Genomic DNA, 18,874 nt, shown 5'->3' with positions numbered 1-18,874 from the left:
CATATTGTTTGTTTGGCGATTAACAACATGCCGACTCATGCAGGCTCCTTCAACATTACCTGCTGATTTTATTGAAATATTCGTGGAGATCCCTCAGGTTTTACGCGCTTTTGAATAAGGAACAATAATGTACCCTTTGCTGAAAACTCTGGGGCGCAGCTGATCATGCCGTTACCGATTACCTTTGCGCTATTGGCGCTGGGTGGCCTCTTGTTTTGGGGGCGGTATCGGCAGGCAGGTGCAGCGGCTTTTGGGTTGGGAGTGGCTGTGTTGTTTCTGGCCAGTTGGGGGCCAGTCGCCGAGCGTTTGCTGGCCCCTTTGGAAACACGTTACCAGCCGGTTCAGTCATTGGCGGATGATTCCTTGCTAGCGGACGAAGCGCCGATTGAGGCCATCGTGGTGCTGGGTGGCGGTTGGCAGCCCCATGCTCCCTATGCCAACACGTCGAAGTTGAATGATAGTTCCACCATGCGTTTGGTGGAAGGCATCCGACTGTGGAGGCAGGTGCCGGAATTACCCTTGATTTTGACTGGTGCTAGCCGGCGTGCCGGTGAAGCGCCAATCGCTGAAGGCTATGCTGAGGCTGCCCAAGCGCTGGGTGTGCACGAAGAGGCACTTCAGGCACTGGATTGGCCCACGGACACAGGTCAGGAAGCCAGTGCAGTTCGTGAACGTCTGGGCGCCGGCGCCCGAATCTTGCTGGTGACGTCTGCTTCTCATATGCCACGGGCCATGCGTCATTTTGAAACCGTGGGGTTGTCGCCGGTTGCCGCACCAACGCATTACCTGGGCGAATACCATGAGCCTAACGGTTTGAGCTACTGGGTGCCCTCTGCTCGCCATCTGCGTAAAACCGAGCGGGGTATCTATGAAGCCCTTGGACTTTTGATGGTAGGGCGCGAGCATTAGTCGACCCGGGCAGTCATTAACGACAACCGCGCATCGATATGCGTGATGGTCATGGGCGTGTCCACAACGCCCTTACCAGCTCGAACCTTGGCACCTTGCCCAAAGTGCGAAGCGTGGGGCGTATCAGAATTCGGGCTTGTCATAGATATTTTGTTGCAGCAGGATATGTTTGAGCTCTGGGCATCGTTCTCTTGCAAGTATCTGTCGTGGAATAGCAGCTCTGCCGTTTGTTGGCGTGAGAGTTTCTATTCTTAGAGCTTGCCCTAGCCTTCCAAGTACTGTTCGACCAACAGGCTTTCGCTAAATTTTTTGACCTACTGGTGCAAGAGCTTCATGACCCTATTGCCATTTCAAAACACACAGACCCCCGATGATCATGAGGAAAAGAGTGCCGACCAGAACCCTCTACACGTTGCTATAATTATGGATGGCAATAACCGTTGGGCAAAGGCGCGTGGTCAGACAAGTATGCGTGGCCATCATGTTGGTGCTGAAGCTGTACGCAAAACTATTAAACGTGCTGTTGAACAAGGTATTGGAACTTTGAGCCTATTCGCCTTTTCCAGTGAAAATTGGAAAAGGCCTGCATCAGAAGTTAACGTATTAATGGAACTTTTTTGAGCGCATTGAAGCGTGAAGTTAAAAAGCTTCACTCTCACGATATTCGTCTCACGATTATTGGTAATCGACAGGGTTTGTCACAAGCTATACAAAAACATATACGCCGGGCTGAGGAAATGACTGCCCATAACAAGGGAATGCATCTTGTTGTTGCGGTCAATTATGGTGGTCAACAGGACATCACTAACGCGGTACGCAAGCTGGCTCAGCAGGTTGCTGAAGGTAAACTTTTGCCTGACGATATTGACGAGGAGCGTATGTGTGAGGCGATGAGAATGCATGATGTGCCGCCAATTGATCTTTGTATCCGTACCAGTGGCGAGCAACGGCTTTCCAACTTCATGCTGTGGCAGCTGGCCTACGCCGAGCTGTATTTTTCGCCTGTACTATGGCCAGATTTTGATGCTGATACTTTAGATGAGGCTCTGATAAATTTTGCCCGGCGCCAGCGGCGTTTCGGCATGACAGGTCAGCAAATCGAGACTCAGGGTGTTTAGTAAAAATCCGCGTAAACTTCAGCTGAATGCAAGCGGAATTGGCAGAAACGGGTTCATGGCTTTCAGGCCGGCGACATGGTGAAAGTTGTGATGCCGAACGGCAAAAAAGCCGGCATCCATACCGGCCGTGCGTCCGTTCGCAAGACCGGCAGCTTCTTCAACGTCCAGACCAAAGACGGTGCCATACGAGGTTTCTCGCACAAGCACTGCACCGTGATACAACTCGGCGATGGCTACGGCTATCACCTCAGACCATCCAGTAACCAAAAAGGAGACGCGGAGCAGGCGATGGCGTAATACAAGTCGCCTTACGAGCGACGCGCTATCCCTCCCGGCACTAGAAGTACCGGGTATCTCGCGCAAAATCTGATGATGTCGATAGCAGCACTGTTAAAAACGTTGACCCGGCCTGCTACTTTGGGTGGCCATTGGTTGCCAGGTGTGCGTGTAGGTAACTTGGATAAAAGACTCGAACATTCAGATATGTCCGGTGCTCGGCGTATCGATATTCCACTGGACCCCGGCGACCGCATTGCCTTTGTGCGTCGCTGGGTCAAGAACAATCAACGTGCAATCAAGCGTGGCGGTATAGGCAGTACCCTGGTGATGCCGCTGCTGGCACAGTCGGCGTTAGCCAATGAGCTGAAGGTCTTGGCTAATGATGTTATTGGCGTATCTGACGTGGTTCGCCAGTCTGACGGCGGGGTGACTCTTGAGATGCAAAGTGGCATGGCAGTTGAAATTGCTCCTCGCCATGTAGCACTTGAAGACGGAGAAGTTGTTGTCGAGCTTGATGCCTTGCTGGAGGCGCTGGGGCAGAGCAGGGTACTACAGACCTCGTTAGTCTCGTTGCCGGACGTGGCCAGTTGGCAGGTGCTGCCCAGTGGGGCCGTCGAGGTGACCCGAGAGGACGGTGCGCGCCTGTTGCTGAGCAGCAGTGATGTTGATGTGACCGGTGATGTTGCCTGGATTGGTGCTGACGATGCGCTTCGTTATGGTATTGCCAGTAGTGAGGATGTGTCGTCATTGCTGGTGGGGCAAGTGGTGTCGAACGGTGCACTGAGCACAGGCTCATCGACGAGTAGCAATATCCGCAGCGGTTCATCAGCGGATGCCGATGGGGGTGGTATTTCCCCTTGGGTATATGTAGGTGGCGGTACGTTGGCATTAGGCGCGGGCGCTGCTGCTGGCGGTGGGGGCGGTGGAGGCGGAGGCGGCAGCACCGGTGAGAGTGCGCCTTCAACGATCAGCGGTTTTGTCATTGATGGCTATATTGCTGGCGCTAAAGTGACACGAGAGTTTGATAGCAACGAAGTCATCACTAACGAGGATGGCTTCTTTGAAGGCTTGCAGGGCAGTGGCTATATACAGGTAGACCCGGTAGCCGCTGCTGACGGCACGCAGGGAAGCGTTGATATTGCGACCAATCAGCCGTTTAACTTGACCCTGCGCGCGCCGGAAGGCTCTTCAGTGGTCACACCGCTAACTACCCTGATGGTTGCAAGCAACAGTACTAATGCGGAATCCGTAGTATTAAGAGCGCTGGGGTTGCAGGGTCAGGACACGCCCATTGATCTACGTAACACTGACCCCCTGGCCGAAGGCAGCGCAAATCTGGAGCTGCTGGTGGCCGGTATCAAGGTAGCAAGCGTGTTATCCGCCGCCCAGGCTGCCGGTAAAAGTGCTGATGCCGCCCTGTCAAACCTTTATCAGATGATGGTTGAGGCGGTGAATAACGGCAGCACCCTGAGCAATGAGCAAATGGCGTCGGCCATTGGCTTGCCAGGGGCTGAGTTACCTGTGGTCAGCGTGCTGGATAGCCTTGATGCCGCAGCTGATACGCCGGATGAAAGCCTGTTGGCGACCTATCGGGAAGGCAACGCTAACCCGCTAAGCGAGGCGCAGATAAAAGCGCAGGGCGCTGAGGGCAGTATTCTTCCTGAAGTCAGTGAGCGGGCCAGGCTGGATGATTATTCGCTGGAAGAAGCGCTTGCGTTACCTTTGCCGCCGGCATCAGGTGAGTACGTTATTATTCCGTCAGAGTCGCCGTTGAATGCAGGCGTGCTGGATCTGACCCGAGCAGGGGAGCAGCTGCAACGGGTCAATAGCCTGTTGGATAACGCGGCCTATAGCCAACAAACTGGTAGCGAGCGCATTCCTACCGGTGAAGAGTATCGCTGGTCGGTGGAGTCCACTGCAGATCTGATTCTGGCCGCTGATACGCTTTCAAGGCCTGAGATTCAAGGGGCTGACTCGGTCACTCTGCGCGATGCCACTATTACGATCGGCCAGTATCGCGAGCTGGACACTTTAGCGCAGTTCGATCTGGGCGATACGGTGGTGCCCATGACCATGATGCGGGCGATCATGGATAGTCTGGATAATGACCTGGAGCTGCCTGCCAACTACACCATTGACCTTGATGCCGTCTATGTAGAGCGGGACGTTAGCCTGGAGAGAGGGGCGGCGTTGATTGATACAGCGGCACGGATTCTGGATAACGCCCAAAATTCACCAGAGGGCGATGATGCCTGGCGCGAGTTACTGGACTGGAGTATCGAGGACACCCTCGACAACATTCTGGACGTGTCGCCTGAACGGCCAGAGCTGGCCTTGGCTGATTCCTTTCAGGTTGCAGAAAGCGAACTGACACCTGAGCAGTTTGTTGAACTGAATAGCCTTGGGCCTTTCGAGCTGGCAGATACGCTGGTGGTCTATACGCTTCAACAGGCGCTGGATGCCGAGCCTCTGGCCAGTAACTACCGCCTGGAAGCGGAACCTACCATTGACGCAGGCACGTTGACGGTTGATCAGGCTGAGGCCGAATACGCGCGTGTCAATCCGTTTATACAGGGAGCGAGCAACCGTGATGCGTTGCCGGATGGCCTGTTCACCTGGGGCATCGAGGACACCGCCAGTGCAGTCGTGGCGGATATTGGCCAAGCACATATTACTCAAGCTCAAAGTATTCAGGTCGCCAGTAACTATGTGCCAGTTCGCGACTATGAACAGCTGATTGAGCTGGCTAACTTTTCAAGCGAAGGGGTAATTCCTCAGTACACTCTTGAACAGGCGGTGGCAGAAGAGTTGTCGCCAGATAGCTCCTATGCGATTGATCCTGACGCCTTGTGGGTGCCACCCAATGCGCTGAGGGTTGATCAGGCGGAAAGCGTCTACTCCCAGGTGTTGGCGTTGGTCGAGAAGGCGGATAATACCGATGATCTGGCGCTTGGCGAAATTTTCAACTGGCGCATCGAGGATATGGCCGCTGCGATTACCGCAGAGGCGACGATCGACCAGCCCTATATTCAGAATGCTGGCGAGGTGACTGTCACCAACGCGCGTATTTCTCTGCGCGAAAATGAGCTGCTTCAAGGGCTGGACAACTATGTAGTGGGCGATGAAATCATCTCTTACACCATGCAGGAAGCCTTGAGTGCGGTAGATGCTGACAACCTGCCTGCCAGCTACGAGCTTGATGTTCGTCAGCCTCTGGGGGAAATCGGGGTCGCGCGTGCCCAGACGGCGCTGGAGATTCTGGATAACGCCCAGAACACAGTGGCATTGGACGCATTGGAGTGGCAAGTGCTTGATGGGTTGGCCATGGTCCTGCCCATCCTGGAAAGTGCTGACAATCGTGCCATTACCGCCGCTGATCGGGTCACCCTGAGCGATGACATCATCAACTACCTGGATTATCAGCAGCTGATTGATGCCCTTGGACGTGCCGAAGATGGCGGGCGTTTTGTGCTGGATGACACTCTGGTGCGCTATACCCTGCAGCAGGCAGTGGAAAGTGGTGGCCCCGTTGATGCCTATGAAATTGTGCCGGACGAGGCCTATCCCTTGAACGGGTTGAGCATCAATGAGACCAGGGAGTTCTTGGCGCAAATCAAAACTATTCTTGAAGGTGCGCTGGCGCCTGATGACGCCAACGTCTATGCACTGTTCAATTGGACAATACGTGACGCGGCCGAAACAATTCTGGCGGCCGGCGATATAGTCCCTCTTACCCGGGCTGACGTCATTAATGTCGCCGATGACCAGATCACCCTGGCGCAGTTTGACGAGCTAAGTACTCTGGATAACTATGCCCGCGACGCCGAAGCCGTGGCTTACACCCTTGATCAGGCATTCAGCACGACAGGTGGCTTTGATCCGGCGGCGGTCGGTGAACTGTTGGATAATTACGCGATTGCCGCTGACAGTACTCTCTCCGAAATTATTTCGGTCGCTCAGGCCGACACCCTGGTCAACGTGGTGGAGGGCGCGGCTAATAATCCTTTGGCAACACTGAGCTGGGAGCTTGATGACAGCACTCAGAGGCTGCTCGATAATCTGGAAACATCCGCAGTCGCCCAGGCGCAAACCGTTACCATCAGCGACGATGTCATCTCATATGACGACTATCAGACGTTGTTGAAAACGCTGGGGGCCGCAGATGACGCGGGTAGTTTGTCACTTGTGGATACGCGAGTGCTTTATACCCTGGAGCAGGCGGTGGATAACGATGGGCCTGTCGATGATTATGACATTGTGCCGGACGCAACCTATGACCGGGACGATCTCAGTATCACTGACGCCAGCGCTACCCTGACGCGTGTCGAAAATATCCTTGCTGGTGCCCGTTCACCTGAAAATCCTGATGTTGATGAGCTGTTCAATTGGACGGTGCGTGATTCAGCCGCGGCGATTCTGGATGCCGGTGATGTGGATCCTCTCACCCGGGCCACACAATTGAGGGTGACGGATAATCAGATCTCTCTTGACCAGTTCACCTTGCTGGACGCTCTGGAAAACTATGAACGCGGTCCAGTCGCTGTGGCCTATACCCTGGAGGAGGCGTCTGGCGCGACTAATGGCTTTGATCCCGCGGCCGTCGGTGATCTGTTGGATAATTACGCCATCACGCCAGACAGTACCCTTGCTGACAGTATCTCGGTGGCTCGGGCCAATACGCTGGTCGATGTAGTGGAGGCCGCCGTCAATGATCCTCTGGAAACCCTGAACTGGCGGCTTGAGGACACTGTCCAGGCGCTGCTTGATAGCCTTGAAACGCCCGAAGTGGCCCAGGCGCAAACCGTTATCATCAGCGACAGAACCATTGATTATGATAACTATCAGACGCTGCTGAAAGCGCTGGGGGCCGCAGATGACGCGGGTAGTTTGTCACTTGTGGGTACGCGGGTGCTTTATACCCTGGAGCAGGCGGTAGAAAACGATGGGCCAGTCGGTGTTTATGAAATTATTACGGATGTCCCCCTACGCACTGGATAATCTGAGTCTCAGAGACGCCAGCAGTACCCTGATGCGGGTTGAAAGTATCCTTGCTGACGCTTTTCGGCCCGAAGGCCTTGATGCCGATACGTTATTCAACTGGACGGTACGCGATTCGGCTGAGGCGATTCTGGCAGCCGGTGATGTCGGTCATCTCACCCGGGCGGACGAAGTTAACGTTACCAATAACCAGATTAGTCTGGATCAGTTCAAAGATTTGAATGAACTCGCCAACTTCGAGCGCGATGCAGAAGCCGTGGGTTACACCTTGAATGAGGCGTTTGGGGCAACCGCCGGGTTTGAGACGGTCGCCGAGGATAGCTTGCTGGATAACTATGCCATCGTGTCTGGCAGTACGCTGAGTAATGCTATTACGGTGGCACAGGCCAACACCATGCTTGATGTGGTTGATGGTGCCATCAATAACCCGCTGGAGACCCTTGAGTGGGATATAGACGACAGCCCTCAAACCCTGGTGGATAACCTGACCACGCCAGAAGTGTCTCAAGCGCAAACCGTTACCCTGAACGAGACGGAGACGTTCATTGTTTTTGAAAACTACCAGGATCTGCTGGATGTGCTGGGAGCTGTGGAAGAAGGAGGAAGTTTTGCGCTGGGCGGAACCCGAGTACGCTATACCATGAAAGAGGCTGTGGAAAGCGACGGCCTCGTCGACAACTATGAAATTGTGCCTGATGTCCCTTACCAACCGGGTAGCATCGACATCGCGACGGCCAGTGATACGCTGGAACAGGCGGAAGAGATCCTTGAAGGGGCTTATACGCCAACCATAGAGAGATTGGATAGTCTGTTTGACTGGACGGTGCTTGATTCAGCCGAGGCAATCCTGGCAGCCGGCGATGTGGCACATCTGACCCGGGCTGATGAATTGAATGTCACCAATGATCAGATCACTCTGGATCAGTTTACTGAGCTGGAAGCACTGGCTAACTATGTGCGTTCAGGTGAGGCGGTTGAATACAGCCTGGACGGGAATCCCGCGATCGGGAGCGCCCCTGAAAGCTTTACAGATTTCACGACGGGTACGCCGCCGGAAGGAAGGGATCAGCTGTTTATAGAACTGGCCGATACCGAGCTGCCCCAGCTGCGTGGCTACGATACCACTGATTGGGAAAACACTAATTTCGCGCAATACACCGATGAAAGTGAGGCCTTGGGAGTAGACGTGGCTTTTGCGGTCTTCACCACCGCTGAGTTCACTGGTGCAGATACTGGCTGGCTGAATGATCTTGGCCTTGAGGATGGCGAGGTGACCTATCTGCTGGCGGGTAACGGTGAAACGCTGACGATTGATGACGATGCCCAGCTATACCGGGTGGAAGGGGGGCGGAGTCCTCTCCCAATGCGCAGTTATTGGCAAATTTCGAGAATGTCACGCTGGATAACTTCAATGAGGAGAACTGGTTGACCAGTTACGACAATCAGTCAGGCAGCTAGCACCTGAATGTGGCTGGGCCGATGATTTTCGGCCCAGCCACTCTTGCTGCTACCAACCACCATCGTCGAGCAGGCTACGGGTATTATTATCCAGCGGCAGACGAAAATCGGCCGTTCCCAGCACCATGGCATTCCCTGTGCTTACTACTCGCGCGCTGACGTAGATATAATCCTGCCCCTGGGCGTAAGTGCCCATCAATATCGAACGGGCGTCGTGCTGAGCACTCAGGCGCTGTACCTGGCGGGAGAGGATCAGCTCGCCCACGCTTTCTTCAATGAACATGCTGTCGCGCATCTTGATTTCACGTACCTGCATACCGTAACGCGCCAGGGCGGATGCCATGATTTCTGAGCTGATGCGTCCAAAGGTTGAGGACTGGCTCAGGTTATCGATATCCACAAAGGTGGAGGCGATCATCGGGCTGTAATGGGTAATGTCAGGGTTGCCTGCCACGATCTTTTCGGCCGCTTGATGGGCGAGTTCGGAGAGGTCGGGCTGTGGAGGTGGTGCTGAGCTACTGGTATCCAGCAGTGAGCAGGCGCTTAATACAACCGTCATGAACGTCAATAGAAGGCCGCGCAAAACAGACAGGTTCAGAGGTGAAAACGGGATCAGGTGCATAGGCTTACCAGGCGTCCGAAATGGAGATAGTGGGTATGGCAGGTGGTTTAACTACTTGGTTGGGCGCGTAATGGCGACGGTCTTCCTGGTTGGTGTAGTAAATGTTGGAAGATGAATAGAGAATCTGATTGTCATCAACAATCTGGGTGGTAACAATGATTTCCTCATTACTCTCGCTCGTCCAACTGCCGCTGGAGACATCCGCGGCCGCCGCTAAGGGAAGCAGGGCCAGGGCAGGCTCCTTCCAATGGTTGATGGGGTAGGTGGCCACCGCAATGCCGCTTGCCAGGGCCGTCAGTACCCCGTTGGGTGGGCGAACAAATCGGTTCGCCCGGTGTTCGACAAGCTCCACATTAACCTGGACGGACGCACTGTTTTCATGTGGCGCCTGCACGACGCGTACACCGCGCGATACCAGCTGGCTGGTCAGTAAGTCACGAAAACCACGATCAAATTCGCCACCCTGCAGCGACGACATGTCATCCGCGGCGGGCAGGATATATAAATCGCGAAAACGGGTGTCGGCCTGGCTGACAATGCTTTCTGCCTGGTGGTTGGCCAGCACATCCCAGTGGTGCGCGGCCTGCATGCGCTGCTGCTTGCTGTAGGGGTAGGTCGTCGCAATGGGTGCTTGCGAGGTGTTCGTACTAAAACAGCCACTTAGCGCCACTGCCGCTACGCTGATAGCGAGAGGGCGTAGCCAGGGTAATGCGCCGGGCTGAGTGTATGGCGTATCAAATGAGTAGGATGACACTGGCAGTTCCTTCCCGCGATAAAACAGTATTGAGTGACGAATTTGTCACATTCTACAAGAATCGGCCAAAGCGTTTGAAACTTTAGGCATGTTTTTCGAGGATCGGCATGAGGCAAAGCCAATCGAGGGCTGGAGCTAATGGCCTGTGCAGAGTAGACTGATGCAATATTTAATCTTTGACTACACTTTGCATGGTTGAACGCTTGCCGTGATCAGTGCGTGTTGCTTCTATTGAGCTGAGCTATGAATCGGAAAATTCTTTTTTACCCGCTATGGCGGCTTTTTTTGGGGTTGTACTGAGTGGCTGTGCATTAGCACCCGGTGGCAATATCGAGTATCGCACTGAAAGTGCTCCTCTGGATGACCTGGTAGATATCGAACCCATAACGCCGGGTCTTGTGTCCACTTATCGCTCGGTTGTTTCCAGAGCGCAACCGCTCAGCGCAGAACAGCGCCAGGCATTTGATGACTACGAATATCTGGTGGGACCCGGCGATGTGTTAAGCATTATTGTTATAACCATCCGGAGCTGACTAACCCTTTTGGCGCCGGGTCAGATCGTTCGCTCAATGAATCAGGGAATTTGATACAGGCTGACGGTACCATTAGTTATCCCTTCATCGGTACATTGGAGGCAGAGGGGCGCACGGTTAAGGATATCCAGCAGGAACTGTCCCGCCGCTTGAGCGAGTATCTCACCGACCCTCAAGTGGTAATACGAGTGGCCGCATTCGAATCGCAAAAAGTCTTCTTGAGTGGTGCTGTAAGCTCTGCCAGGGCGCTGCCGATTACCAATACGCCGCTGACCATTATTGATGCCATCAGCCAGGCAGGGGGTTGGCGGACAATGCCAACTGGCATGATGCGGTGCTGAACCGCGACGGACAAGAGCGGGAAATTTCCTTGTATGCCTTGTTGAAAGAAGGCGACTTGAGTCAGAACCTGCTGCTTGAAGATGGCGATGTGTTACATGTGCCTACCTCGGATAACCAGGCGGTGGCAGTGATGGGGCAGGTGCGCTCACCGGGCAGCCTGCGTATGGGCGCTGATCGCTTCTCGTTGACAGATGCTATCTCGCGGGCAGGTGGACTGGATGAAACCAAGGCCGCGCCTTCAGGCATTTTTGTGTTGCGCCGCCAGCCTGAAGAAAGCGACAAGCTGGCCACCGTTTTTCAGCTGGATATCCGTAACGCGACTGCCTTTATGGTGGGCAGCCAGTTCACGCTTGAGCCACGTGATGTTATCTACGTCACGACAGCGCCGATTGCGCGCTGGAACCGCGTTATTGATCTGCTGCTGCCATCAATGGACTTCCCGGGCGACGGCGTCAATATGCGTGATAGCGTAGAAGAGCTGCTTTAATAGATAGTTTTGAGAGGAGCCAGGATGTTAAGTGATGCGTCATTAGTGCCTCTTTCATGGTCAGCACACGGCGGCCTGATGTGGCAGCGTTTTACGTCCTATGATTTTGCTGCCGAGGTTCATTGGGTACCTCTGGCCGAGCAGGAGCTTGCCCAGGCGGCACTGGCATTTCCCATTGCTTTCCGATTTGAGGAAGGCACCTGGTCGGTGGTGGCTCTGCTTGGCCTAGTGCCTGGGCGGAATGTTTGGGTAGATGGTAATGATGGACGTTGGTGCCAGCGCTATGTGCCGGCCGCGTTGCGCAGCCAGCCGTTTGGTGTTCACCGCGAAGACCCCGATACACTCTGTGTCGATGAGAGCTCTGAGTGGCTGGTACAAAGCTATGAGGGAGAGCCGTTGTTTGATGATGAGCGCGGCTTGGCAAGCTTTGTGCAGAAAACGCATGAATTTCTGAAAGCATGGGCAAACGGTTCCGAGAAACTGAGTCAACTGGCGAGCGTGCTGGATGATTATGGTGTGTTAACCTCGTGGGAATCGCCGGTTCTGAAGGAGCTGCCTGAGCTTTATCACATTGATGAAGCACGCTGGAATGCCCTTGATGACGAAGCGGCTGCCAGGGTCCGCCGTCAGGGGGCTCTGCCGCTTATCTACGCGCGCACCTGCTGGCCAGAGCCAACCTCACCCTTCTTCAGGCGCGTAACCAGCAGTCGCGTGAATCTTCCTTGCCTTTTTCCTCCTCGCCCCCACGTGAGCAGCGTCAGCAAGCCGTTCTGGAAAGCTGGCGCGATGCGTTGGCCGAAGAACCCGCACCTGATGAATGGACATTTCCAAGCCGCTAAATGCACTATCTGTCGATCTGATGATTTCAACCGCAAGGAGTGAGTGTGAAGAAGCTGAAAAACGGTCGCGCCGAATGCCGGGCCTTGTTGGCTGCCTCGCTACTGACAGTGTCGGCATACTCAGGTGTGGTGTTTGCTCAGTCGTCTGAAGCCCAGGACAAGCTGTCGCCCGAGAATGACAACTTAGGCGTTTCGACCGATCAACCTGCTTTTTCAGCGCTGACTGAAGAGGCGTTGGCACCTTTCTATTGGCAGGCCACTCACTCTGAGGCTAACAGCACGGGCCAGGTGCTGCGGCAACGCCTGGTCGAGGCGCTTGACCGACAGCCGCGACTGCAGGCGCAGTGGGCGCAGGAGCAGGAAAGCAGGCTACGTATCGATGAAGTACGCGCTGAGCGACTACCTCAGGTGAGCATGGGGCTTGAGCAACGCAATAGCCTCCAGGAAGTGAATCGTAACGCCTTTGATAGCGGTAACCGGCTGGATGCCTACGTTAGCGTTTCGCAGCTGCTGTATGATTTTGGTGCCAGCGGGGAGCGGGTCGATAGCGCTGAATTCAGTGCCAGGGCGCAGGAGTGGGAAAGCCGTGTGAGGGCTGAAGAGCTGGTGCTTGATGCACTGACCGCTCACCTTGATGTTGTTCGCTACAAGGCTCAGGTCGCGATTGCACAGGATAATCTTGAGCAGCATCAGCAGATTCTGGACGATGTTAACGCCCGACGTCAGGGAGGCGCCGGTTCCAGCGCCGACGTGTTGCGTGCGGAAAGTCGCCTGGCGGAGGCCAGCGCCCGTCAGACCAGCCTGCAGGGGCAGCTGCACAGGCCCGCAACCGCTATCAGGAGCTTTTCTTTCAGGCTCCTGCCGGGCTGACGCTCCCCATGTTTGAACTCCCGGACGTGCCCGTTATTGAAGCTGCTCTGGATGACGCCATCGCTGCCAATGCGGAACTGCAGCGCAGCCTGTTCGATACGGATGCTGCCCAGGCAGAGGCACGTGCCACTCAGGCCAGCCAATTACCCAAACTGTCAGCGGTAGTGGAAGGTCGTCAGTTCAGCGTGGATGAGCCCTCAGAGTCTGAAAGCGATCTGGCCCTGCGTTTTCAGGTCGATTACCAGCCCTATACTGGCGGTGCCGCCTCCTCGCGAAGCGCTCAGGCCGAGCAGCGCGCCGAGCGAGCCTACCAGGAGCGTAAGGCGTTGCGGCGTGACCTGGAGACTCGCCTGCGCACGGCATTCACGGATGTTGAAGCACAGCGCGAACTGTGGAGGGCGCAGTCATTGAATCTGGAAGCAAATGTCGAGACGCTAAGCGCCTACCGTGCTCAGTTTGGTATCGGGCGGCGTAATCTCAATGACTTGCTTGATGCCCAGCGGGATCTGTTCCAGAGTGCCACCGCGCTGGTGGATAGTCGCACAGACTGGGAGCTGGCCCGTTACCGACAGCTCCTGTTGATGGGTGAGCTGTTACCAGCGCTTGATATTGACGTTTTGCCCGAATTCAGAAATCAGGATTATGAATGACCATATCGAGTGATGCCCAGGACGAGCATAACAGCGCCCAGGATGCTGAGCAGGACGAACGTCAGGACAGTCAACCTGCAGACAGCAGTGATAGCGACGCCTATCAGGGAGACCCCCTTGAGCAGTGTCTTATCTTTCTGGCGCGTCATCTGGAAATGCCCGTTTCTGACAGTGCCATTCGCGCTGGTCGGGTAGGTCTGGATGGCACTCTCAATCCCAAGAGTTTTATCGAGACGGCTGAACGCCATGGCCTGGTGGCTGCACTTGGTGAGTATTCTCTTGATCAGTTGCCCAATAGCCTGCTGCCTGCCGTTGCACTCTTGCGCGGTAACCGCGCGGTGGTGATTACCCAGAAACTGCCTGATGGCGGGCTTGCGGTGTATGACCCGGCCCTGGGTGATACGACCGTTGAGTACGCTCAGGCGGCATTTGCCCAGGATTACCTGGGACACATTATTGCGGTGCGGGCAAAGCATCGTCCGGCGGCCACCCAGTCGGGGCCGGCGTTGAGCCAGGGTCACTGGTTCTGGAGCGCGCTCTCATCCAATCGCTGGATCTACGCTCAGGTGATCATGGCAGCGGCGCTGACTAACTTCCTGGGGCTTTCCACATCGCTGTTTATCATGGTGGTTTATGACCGCGTGTTGCCCAATGAGGCCATCGAGTCGCTGATTGCCCTGACGATTGGCGTCAGCGTGGCGTTGCTGTTTGATTTCCTGGTCAAGACGCTGCGTTCAGTATTTATTGACCGTGCTGGTCAGCAGGCGGATTTGCGCATGGGGCGACGCATTTTTGACCACGTGCTGAATCTGCAGATGAGCGCCAAGCGCGGCTCGGCGGGCGGCTTTGCCAATACTTTGCGTGAATTTGAAACCCTACGTGAGTTTTTTGCCTCGGCCTCCCTGGTGGCAATTGTCGATCTGCCTTTCATCTTCTTGTTTATCTGGGTGATTTATCTGATCGGTGGCCCACTAGCCATTGTGCCTCTGGTCGCCGTGCCTCTGGTATTGCTGGTAGGGGTAGCCGTGCAGCCCTTTCTGCGCCGCTTGTCCAATACCGCTTTTGAAGAAGGCCGCAACAAGCAGGGCGTGCTGGTTGAGGCTATTTCAGGGCTGGAAACTATCAAGGCCAGCGGGGCCGCGCCCCTGATCCGCGAGCGCTGGGAGGAAAGCGTGCGTCAGCAGTCGGATATTGGTCGGCGTGGGCGTGCGATACAGCAATTTGCGCTCAATGCCACGGCCTTTACTCAGCAAGCCGCCCAGATCTGCATTGTGGTGTATGGCGTCTTTCTGGTGGGGGACGGTGTGATTTCCATGGGGGCGATGATTGCCTGTGTGATTCTGACCGGGCGTACCCTGGGACCCCTGGCGCAGCTCGCCCAGACAATGACCCGCATCAATCAGGCACGCACCTCGTTTCGCGCCATTGACCAGCTGATGGCGATGCCGTCGGAGCGTCCGGAAGGACGGCGTTATCTCAGCCGTCCGGCGCTGGAAGGCAAGCTGGCGCTGCAGGATGTCAGCTTTCGCTACCCGGATCAGACCGTTGAAGCCCTGGCCGATATCAACATCACGATCCAGCCAGGTGAAAAAGTAGCCCTGCTGGGGCGGGTGGGTTCGGGTAAGAGCACTCTGGCGCGCCTGCTGCTGGGTATCTACCCACCTGAGCGCGGTGCCGTGCTGGTGGATGATACCGATATCCGCCAGCTGGACCCCGCTGATCTGCGCGCCAGTATTGGCAGCGTGCTGCAGGAGTCCTGGCTGTTCAGTGGCACGGTACGCCAGAATATCGCGATCGGCGGTAATCACCCGACTGACAAGGATATTCTGGAGGCTGCAAAACTGGCGGGAGCCCATGACTTTATTGCCCGCCATCCACATGGCTACGACATGGTGGTTGGCGAGCGGGGGAAGGGCTTTCCGGCGGCCAGCGTCAGTTGATCTGCCTGGCGCGTGCCCTGCTGGGTAGCCCGCCCATCATGCTGATGGATGAGCCGACCAGTGCCATGGATATTCAGACCGAAAAAGACGTGATTACGCGCTTGAAAGTCGCTGCCAAGGAGAAAACGCTCGTGGTGGTGACCCACCGGACAAGCCTGCTGGAGCTGGTGGATCGTGTGATTGTTCTGGACCAGGGTAAGGTCGTGGCCGATGGTCCTAAAGCCGAGGTGATGCGCCCGGTCGAAACGCGTAAACGTCAGCCCGGCTCGAGCACACCTGCCATGGAGACTAAGCCATGAGTGCCGCGTCTCAACGTGAAGATGAATTTGAACACTTTCTGCGCCACGGCAAAGCGCGGCGCCCCATCGCCGGAAGCCTGTTGCTTGGCCTGATACTGGCGTTTTTGCAGTCGCCTTTACCTGGGCCAGTGTGACTGAAATTGATGAAGTGACCCGAGGGCAGGGCAAGGTGGTGCCTTCCCGGAACCTGCAGATCGTGCAAAGTCTGGAAGGTGGTGTGGTTGAAGAGATTCGCGTTAGGCGCGGCGATCGTGTTGAAAAAGGCGACGTCCTGATGGTGCTTGGTGCAGGCCTGTTTGAAGGGGAGTATAACGAATTGCAGCAGCGTTACTTTGCGCTGGAAGCCAAGATTCAGCGCCTTGAAGCGGCCCTTAATAACGAGGAACTGGTGTTCTCCGAAGCGGTAAGCGATGCTGCCCCCAGCGTTGTGGCCACCGAGACCCGACTTTTTCACGGGCGCCGTATCGAGCTTGAATCGGAAATTCAGGTACTGGAGCGTCAGCGTTTCCAACGTGAGCAGGAGCTGGTCGAAGCTCGTGCCACCCTGGATGCGGCCCAATCTGGCGTTGAGCTGGTTAGAAGTGAGCTGCAGCTGATTGAGCCGCTGGTATCACGTGGGCTGGAGCCTGAAACCTCGCTGTTACAATTACGCCGTACGCTGAATGACTTAAGTGGTGAGGTAGCGCGCCAGCGCAGTGCGGTGCCGCGCCTGGAAGCCGCGATTGCAGAAATCGAGGAGCGCAAACAGTCGCAGCGCAATGCCTACCGGGCTGAAGCCTTGGCGGAGCTTTCTGATGCAACAGCGCGTGCAGCGGAGCTGGAGAAAAGTCTGCCTGCCAGAGCACGGCAGTTGGCTCGCACGACATTACGCGCCCCCGTGGACGGCATTGTTAATCAGGTGCACGTGCATACGATCGGCGGTGTCGCACCGCCTGGAGAGCCGCTGGTAGAAGTGGTGCCGATAGGTGATGACCTAGTGATAGAGGCCCATGTACGCCCTGCGGATATTGCGTTCCTTTATCCGGGCCAAAGCGTCAAGGTAAAGCTGACGGCTTATGATTTCGCTCGTTATGGAGGTCTAGATGGCGAGCTGACTATGATCGGCGCGGATGCCGTTGAAGTGCCCAGCGGGGAGTCTTCTGAATTGATGTACCCTGTGCAGGTGCGCACAAGCGGGAATTTATACGATATAGATGAACAGCCTCTTGATGTGATTCCCGGTATGGTCGCCCAGGTGGATATTCTAAATGGCAAACGTAGCGTGCTTGATTATCTGTTAGAGCCGGTCGTGAAAGTACGTGATCGTGCACTAAGGGACTGATCAAGTGGTGAGATACCACAAACCGACAGAAAATTAGATAATTCGTAACTTTGCTTGAGTTATGCATAATGTTACGACGGAGCATTGCAGCATGTACCATTAATCTTCTATATTGATCTTTGATTCAACTCATGGATATATGAAGTGAGCTAACAATTTATGCAAAAACAATGAATAGTTGGCTCATAATATGGATTTTGTTGGAAGTAATCATAGAAATAGATAAATCTATCGACTTGCTGTCCATATTCCACAAGTGATTGCTAACATAGCTTCAAAGGACCCATCATGCAAAACATTTCATCTGAAAGTCTACGCACCAAATTAGGCCAACTTTTGTCAGCAACTCGACAAGGTTTTCTTGCTGGCCACCCACTGGACCACGTACGCGTCACCGATGCTCGTAAAGGTCATGATCTTGCAACACTTGCTGATCAGCCAGGCAGCGGCGTAACCCGCGTTAGCGTGCCCGTTGACCCGACTGAGCGTGTGCGTTTTGTACGTAAGTGGATGGCTAAGCATCAGCGTAAACTGGCCGGCGGTGCATTGGCCAGCACCTTGGTACTGCCAATGTTGGCGCAGGCAGCTGAAGGTGAAATGGTTGCGGTGGGAGACCTGAACGGCGTTGCAGCCACTGAAGAGTTAGCTGATGGCGGTCTGCAGATTATTTTTGAAGATGGCCGAGTTGTTCAACTTGGCGCTGACCATGTGCAGATGATGGGTGAGCAGGTTGCCGTGGACGCCCAGGCACTTCAAAGTGCTTTGGAAGCTGCTGCGATACCGGTAGAGCAACTTGAAGGTGTTGAAGGTGTGGTCTTGAATGAAGACGGGACCGCTACGATCACCATGGAAGATGGTCAGCGGATGCTGATAGAGCCGGGCGCCATGCAGGTGCAAAGCGGCCAGGTTGTCATGACCGAAGCTCAAGTATCTGGCGCTGGCTTGGGCGGCAATTACAGCTTTAGTACTCCGTTAGAGGGTGCGGCAATGAGCAGCGGTGCTTCGGCTAGCACTAGCTCTTCAAGTGCGTCCGGTGACACTGTGCTGGGTGGGTTAACAGGTGCCCAACTTGCGATGGGGGCTGCAGGTGTGGGTGTCGTGGCTGCGCTGGCCTCTTCCGATAGTAGTTCATCGTCTGCTCCAGAAACACCGACTGAAGCCCCAACTGAAGAGCCTGGGGAGCCTAACACTGTTGATGCATTTGTTATTGATGGTTACTTGGATGGTGCTACTGTCACTTGGGATGGTGGTGAGGCCACTTCAATTAACGGTTTGTTGCAGTTGCCTGAGGGCTTAGATAAAGAGCTTACGGTAGTTGGTGATGAAAATACAATTGACATCAGCACAGGACTGCCATTTGACGGTACGTTAAAAGCACCTGCCGGCGCGACTGTTATAACCCCCTCACAACTCTGATTGCTGAAGGTGCCTCTGAGGAGGCCATCAAGTCGGCTT

The 18,874-nt window shown here is 55.1% G+C and carries 16 protein-coding genes and 2 pseudogenes; 16 read left to right on the top strand and 2 right to left on the bottom strand.

Annotated elements, in window-relative coordinates; genetic code table 11:
* Positions 1-165 precede the first annotated feature (165 nt).
* The 5 genes and pseudogenes from HLB35_RS14625 to HLB35_RS14605 all read left to right on the top strand — a co-directional run bounded on the left by HLB35_RS14625 (position 166) and on the right by HLB35_RS14605 (position 8,733).
* Positions 166-909 (top strand): ElyC/SanA/YdcF family protein, encoded by a 744-nt coding sequence (locus HLB35_RS14625; RefSeq protein WP_171703143.1) that lies wholly within the window; start codon positions 166-168, stop codon positions 907-909.
* A 423-nt stretch (positions 910-1,332) separates the two neighbouring features.
* Positions 1,333-2,027, top strand: a pseudogene (gene uppS / locus HLB35_RS14620) (polyprenyl diphosphate synthase).
* 75 nt (positions 2,028-2,102) lie between these two features.
* A complete protein-coding gene (locus HLB35_RS14615; protein ID WP_171703142.1) occupies positions 2,103-2,324 on the top strand; it encodes a hypothetical protein in 222 nt (73 codons plus the stop codon).
* 159 nt (positions 2,325-2,483) lie between these two features.
* On the top strand, positions 2,484-7,304 hold the full coding sequence (locus tag HLB35_RS14610; RefSeq protein ID WP_171703141.1) for a hypothetical protein: 4,821 nt from the start codon (positions 2,484-2,486) through the stop codon (positions 7,302-7,304).
* Positions 7,282-8,733, top strand: a complete 1,452-nt coding sequence (locus tag HLB35_RS14605) for a hypothetical protein (RefSeq protein ID WP_171703140.1) — start codon at positions 7,282-7,284, stop codon at positions 8,731-8,733. The genes HLB35_RS14610 and HLB35_RS14605 overlap by 23 nt, the downstream gene beginning before the upstream one ends.
* A gap of 78 nt (positions 8,734-8,811) precedes the next feature.
* Here HLB35_RS14605 and HLB35_RS14600 read toward each other — a convergent pair whose 3' ends face one another.
* The gene (locus HLB35_RS14600) at positions 8,812-9,384 is read right to left on the bottom strand and encodes a FlgO family outer membrane protein (protein ID WP_171703139.1); all 573 of its coding nucleotides are present in this window, start codon (positions 9,382-9,384) and stop codon (positions 8,812-8,814) included.
* Between the two features lie 4 nt (positions 9,385-9,388).
* A complete protein-coding gene (locus HLB35_RS14595; RefSeq protein WP_235937249.1) occupies positions 9,389-10,138 on the bottom strand; it encodes a hypothetical protein in 750 nt (249 codons plus the stop codon).
* 215 nt (positions 10,139-10,353) lie between these two features.
* Between HLB35_RS14595 and HLB35_RS17600 the strand changes: the two genes are divergently transcribed.
* The 11 genes and pseudogenes from HLB35_RS17600 to HLB35_RS14560 all read left to right on the top strand — a co-directional run bounded on the left by HLB35_RS17600 (position 10,354) and on the right by HLB35_RS14560 (position 18,835).
* Complete coding sequence (locus HLB35_RS17600; protein WP_235937248.1) at positions 10,354-10,671, top strand: hypothetical protein; 318 nt, start codon at positions 10,354-10,356, stop codon at positions 10,669-10,671.
* A pseudogene (locus HLB35_RS17595) lies at positions 10,614-11,053 on the top strand (polysaccharide biosynthesis/export family protein); the annotation flags it as partial. The gene HLB35_RS17600 and the pseudogene HLB35_RS17595, both read left to right, overlap by 58 nt.
* 90 nt (positions 11,054-11,143) lie before the next feature.
* Positions 11,144-11,500, top strand: coding sequence for a polysaccharide biosynthesis/export family protein (locus tag HLB35_RS17590; protein ID WP_422822469.1), 357 nt, complete (start codon positions 11,144-11,146; stop codon positions 11,498-11,500).
* A 24-nt stretch (positions 11,501-11,524) separates the two neighbouring features.
* On the top strand, positions 11,525-12,382 hold the full coding sequence (locus HLB35_RS14585) for a SapC family protein (protein ID WP_171703138.1): 858 nt from the start codon (positions 11,525-11,527) through the stop codon (positions 12,380-12,382).
* Between the two features lie 2 nt (positions 12,383-12,384).
* A complete protein-coding gene (locus HLB35_RS14580) occupies positions 12,385-13,209 on the top strand; it encodes a TolC family protein (RefSeq protein WP_171703137.1) in 825 nt (274 codons plus the stop codon).
* An 8-nt stretch (positions 13,210-13,217) separates the two neighbouring features.
* The gene (locus HLB35_RS14575; RefSeq protein ID WP_171703136.1) at positions 13,218-13,859 is read left to right on the top strand and encodes a TolC family protein; all 642 of its coding nucleotides are present in this window, start codon (positions 13,218-13,220) and stop codon (positions 13,857-13,859) included.
* Positions 13,856-15,799: a type I secretion system permease/ATPase gene (locus tag HLB35_RS14570; protein WP_268895931.1), complete on the top strand. Its 1,944-nt coding sequence runs from the start codon at positions 13,856-13,858 to the stop codon at positions 15,797-15,799. The genes HLB35_RS14575 and HLB35_RS14570 overlap by 4 nt, the downstream gene beginning before the upstream one ends.
* Positions 15,796-16,098 (top strand): hypothetical protein, encoded by a 303-nt coding sequence (locus tag HLB35_RS17960; RefSeq protein WP_268895930.1) that lies wholly within the window; start codon positions 15,796-15,798, stop codon positions 16,096-16,098. Before HLB35_RS14570 ends, HLB35_RS17960 begins: the two co-directional genes overlap by 4 nt.
* On the top strand, positions 16,095-16,232 hold the full coding sequence (locus HLB35_RS17585; protein WP_235937246.1) for a hypothetical protein: 138 nt from the start codon (positions 16,095-16,097) through the stop codon (positions 16,230-16,232). Before HLB35_RS17960 ends, HLB35_RS17585 begins: the two co-directional genes overlap by 4 nt.
* Positions 16,229-17,419, top strand: coding sequence for an HlyD family type I secretion periplasmic adaptor subunit (locus HLB35_RS14565; RefSeq protein ID WP_328732134.1), 1,191 nt, complete (start codon positions 16,229-16,231; stop codon positions 17,417-17,419). Before HLB35_RS17585 ends, HLB35_RS14565 begins: the two co-directional genes overlap by 4 nt.
* A gap of 510 nt (positions 17,420-17,929) precedes the next feature.
* Positions 17,930-18,835, top strand: coding sequence for a hypothetical protein (locus HLB35_RS14560; protein WP_171703135.1), 906 nt, complete (start codon positions 17,930-17,932; stop codon positions 18,833-18,835).
* The last annotated feature ends 39 nt before the right edge of the window (positions 18,836-18,874 follow it).

The organism is Vreelandella azerica, from assembly GCF_013112225.1.
Taxonomy (GTDB): Bacteria; Pseudomonadota; Gammaproteobacteria; order Pseudomonadales; family Halomonadaceae; genus Vreelandella; species Vreelandella azerica.
This window is presented reverse-complemented; position numbering and strand designations above follow the sequence as displayed.